Source organism: Rhizobium moroccans, from assembly GCF_057559155.1.
The window spans coordinates 130,144-133,221 of sequence record NZ_JBHFJG010000007.1 but is presented as its reverse complement, the minus strand read 5'-3'; the positions used below and the strand labels follow the sequence as shown (position 1 = coordinate 133,221).

General features: G+C 58.3%; 2 protein-coding genes and 1 pseudogene. 2 read left to right on the top strand and 1 reads right to left on the bottom strand.

Annotated elements, in window-relative coordinates; all coding sequences use genetic code 11:
* Positions 1 to 427, top strand: a pseudogene (locus tag ACE04I_RS05425) (hypothetical protein); the annotation flags it as partial.
* Between the two features lie 392 nt (positions 428 to 819).
* Here the strand turns inward: ACE04I_RS05425 and ACE04I_RS05420 are convergent.
* On the bottom strand, positions 820 to 1,872 hold the full coding sequence (locus ACE04I_RS05420; RefSeq protein ID WP_487206719.1) for a type I restriction endonuclease: 1,053 nt from the start codon (positions 1,870 to 1,872) through the stop codon (positions 820 to 822).
* 187 nt (positions 1,873 to 2,059) lie between these two features.
* Here ACE04I_RS05420 and ACE04I_RS05415 point away from each other — a divergent pair, with 187 nt between their 5' ends.
* Complete coding sequence (locus tag ACE04I_RS05415; RefSeq protein WP_046792443.1) at positions 2,060 to 2,260, top strand: hypothetical protein; 201 nt, start codon at positions 2,060 to 2,062, stop codon at positions 2,258 to 2,260.
* The last annotated feature ends 818 nt before the right edge of the window (positions 2,261 to 3,078 follow it).

Here is a 3,078-nt window from a genome sequence, read left to right as displayed (position 1 = left end):
CCCTCCCGGCCCTTCGGGCCACCCTCCCCACAAGGGGGAGGGTTTGGGAGCCCGCGGCTCCCTCTTCGCCAAACCCTCTTTGGACGACATGGGCCGCGACATCGCCGAACCCGCCCGCCCGTCCTCGGGCTCGACCCGGGGATCACTCTTCCGCAAGAACACGCTGGACGAAATGACCGTCGGCCGCACGGAAAAGCCGGTCACCGGCAAAATACCGCCGAAGCCGGTTGGCACGACGGGCTCCCTCCCCCCTGTAGGGAGGGTTGGGGAGGAGTCCAGCGACTCCTCCTCGGACCTGACCCGAGAACCCAGCGACGACCCTCGCCCCATCGCCCGCGGCAAGATCGGCGCGGGCTCCTACGAAGACCCCGGCGAGCAGAAGCGCAAGGGCCGGACGAAGGGCAAGACAGGACGGCCGGGGCGGTAGTAGTAGCGCCCTTGACTGGGGGACAAGGGGCCTCTCTCCTCTTGGAGGCCACCCGATGACGGCGGCGTCATCCTCGGGCTTGACCCGAGGATCTACTGACGATTCCCGCCTCGTTCATCGCCCGCGGCAAGATCGGCGCGGGGTCCTACGAAGACGCCGGCGAGAAGCGCAAGGGGCGGACGAAGGGCAAGACGGGAAGACCGGGGCGGTAGTCACAAGCCCCCTCTTCACAAGCCGCAGGTTACCCCCTCACCCCGCCTCCGCTTCGCTTGGCGACCCTCCCCGAGAGGGAGAGGAGGAGCGGCGGCGGCGCGGCACCTCTCCTTCTCCCGTCGGGAAGAAGGTGGTCCGAAGGACCGGATGAGGGGGGGTAGATAAGACCTAACGATATATTATTCGGCGTACTTCTTCGCCGTCAAACGAAGTCGGTCGCTATACTCGTAAATTTGGTCAAGACTGTCGACGATCAATCGCTCTTCAGTCTCGCCGTCGAACAGTCCAATGTATTTCACCGATCTGTTGAACCAAAGACGAGCTAACGGCTTGCGATTGTTATTATCGATTAGAATTCCGCAATACGATTTCTGATCTCTCATCACCACCCGTTTTGGACTAATGGTATCGCGAACGATCGCTTTCACGATCATGTATCCTTCACGCTCCTCTTCCGAGGTGACAACCTCCGGCTCCTCTTCAACAGGTTCGTCGATTTGCTCGATAACCTGCTCTGTATCGGCCAGCGCACTGGAAAGGCGGCTTTTAACCGTATCCATGACAACTTCGCGGAATGCAGTTCGCACTACACCGGTAAACATCTCCCGCGCCTGAGAAGTCATTCTTCCCTCATAGACACCGGACGATACCATCCTTACGAACTCCTCGGATGGCTCCTCAATAAGTTTGGCAATGATCTGCTTTACTCCGGAGGTATATTTTAGACGTTCGGCGGTGGCCAAAATTGCCGTTACGTCAAACGATCCCTTTTCGAACTTTTTAAGCTCGGAAAGAATACCCGAATTAAAATCGGTAACATCGAAAACGAAGAAAGGCCTCGTATCGAGTTTGTTGGGCGCCTCAAGATCGGTGTAGAAATTAAAAGTTCGGCCGTTCGTCAATATCGCAAACTTAGCAGAGGTAACGCTGAAGTATCTATAAAGTTGATCTAGATGCTTCTTATCAAGCGCGACCGAAATAGGTTTGCACTCTATTAAAATACGAATTTCATTTTGAATATTAATTGCGTAATCTACCTTTTCTCCTTTTTTCCCAACCGCATCCGCCGTAAATTCAGGAACCACTTCGGTGGGATCAAAAACATCATATCCCAACGCCCGTAGAAATGGGAGAACAACCGCGGTTTTGACAGCCTCCTCCGTTGCCATCGTACTGGAATGTGATTTCACGCGTTCAGCAATCGCGCGCAGGCTTTCTTCAATATTGCTCATGATTCCCTTACCCGTTATTGGAGCAAGTTGTCTTAACCCACACCCATCGTCAAGAGTTTCACGCGCCTCCCTCCTGCGGAATACACCTACACAGAGGCGCAGTACAATCTGACTCCCCACCCCCGCTAACTCTCCATCAACCCACCCTCCGCTATATCTCCGCCACGCATCGCGAAAGGAGAGACGGATGGCGCTGATCGGCTTCAAGAACACTCACAATCAGGATGTCTTCATCAATCCCGCGCAGGTGCTCTATGTCACGCCCTTCGAGGAGGGCGTCTCGATCGTCGCCATGGCCATTACCAGCACGGGCGGCAAGCCGCATGCCCTCTATGTCCGCGGCAGCGCCGAACTCGTCCAGCAGAAGCTGAGCGTCGCGCTGCGCTGATGCATGTCGCGCAAAGGCATGCCGCGGTTTTGCGATAACGACATGCATAAAACAGAGGCTTGAAGCGCGGGACGGATCTTGAGGATTGCGACGCGCTCTAGCCGTTCCAGCGCCCAGAACCGGCTTTCGGCCCTCAACGCCCAGCCCTTCACATTCGACCAGCCTTCCGCCCGCCCTGCCCAAAGCGGGGACGATCCCGCGCGGTCTCGCCTTTCCAATCAGGCACTTGCGGGAAATTTCATCCTCTTTCATCCCCGCTCACCGAACCCGTGCCTACAATTGCCCCGTTCCGTCACGGATACACCGGGAGGCGTCCCGGCGAGGCGGAACCGGCGCGGGTCATGAGGGTGGGACGCAAAACCTCATGATCCGGGTTCGCGGAAAATGGTCTCCCTCCGGCGACACGGGGGAAGCGAGGGGATTTCGGACCGATCTTCTTGCTTCTGATGCCCGAAAGAGCGCGCCGGGCGTGCCTGTGCGGCACACATGGTGGCGGCAGTGAATGGGTGGCGCGGGTGGTCCGTCCGGAAACGGCAAATCCCTCGCCTTAATTTCCCTTGCGCGGCCACGGCAGAGAGATCGAAGTCGCGGGCATAAACCGCCGAACGGGGCGCTGAGAGGTGTCACCTAAACTAAAACTTACGAGGCAGCTTTCAGCGCCCCGTCCGAACCTCGTCTTCGGGTTAAGCCCGAGGATCACCCGAGGAGAGTTCACACCACGGCGAGAGATCGCGCGTGAGCGATGGCGTATGCCGGTGCGGCACTTTCCCACCTCCCCCTTGAGGGGGGAGGTCGCGCGGGGCGCGCGGGTGGGGGTG

Bases quoted from the DNA above. Each gene is read 5' to 3' on its own strand.
- ACE04I_RS05415 (WP_046792443.1), top strand. From the start codon at position 2,060: ATGGCGCTGATCGGCTTCAAGAACACTCACAATCAGGATGTCTTCATC.
- ACE04I_RS05420 (WP_487206719.1), bottom strand. From the start codon at position 1,872: ATGAGCAATATTGAAGAAAGCCTGCGCGCGATTGCTGAACGCGTGAAA.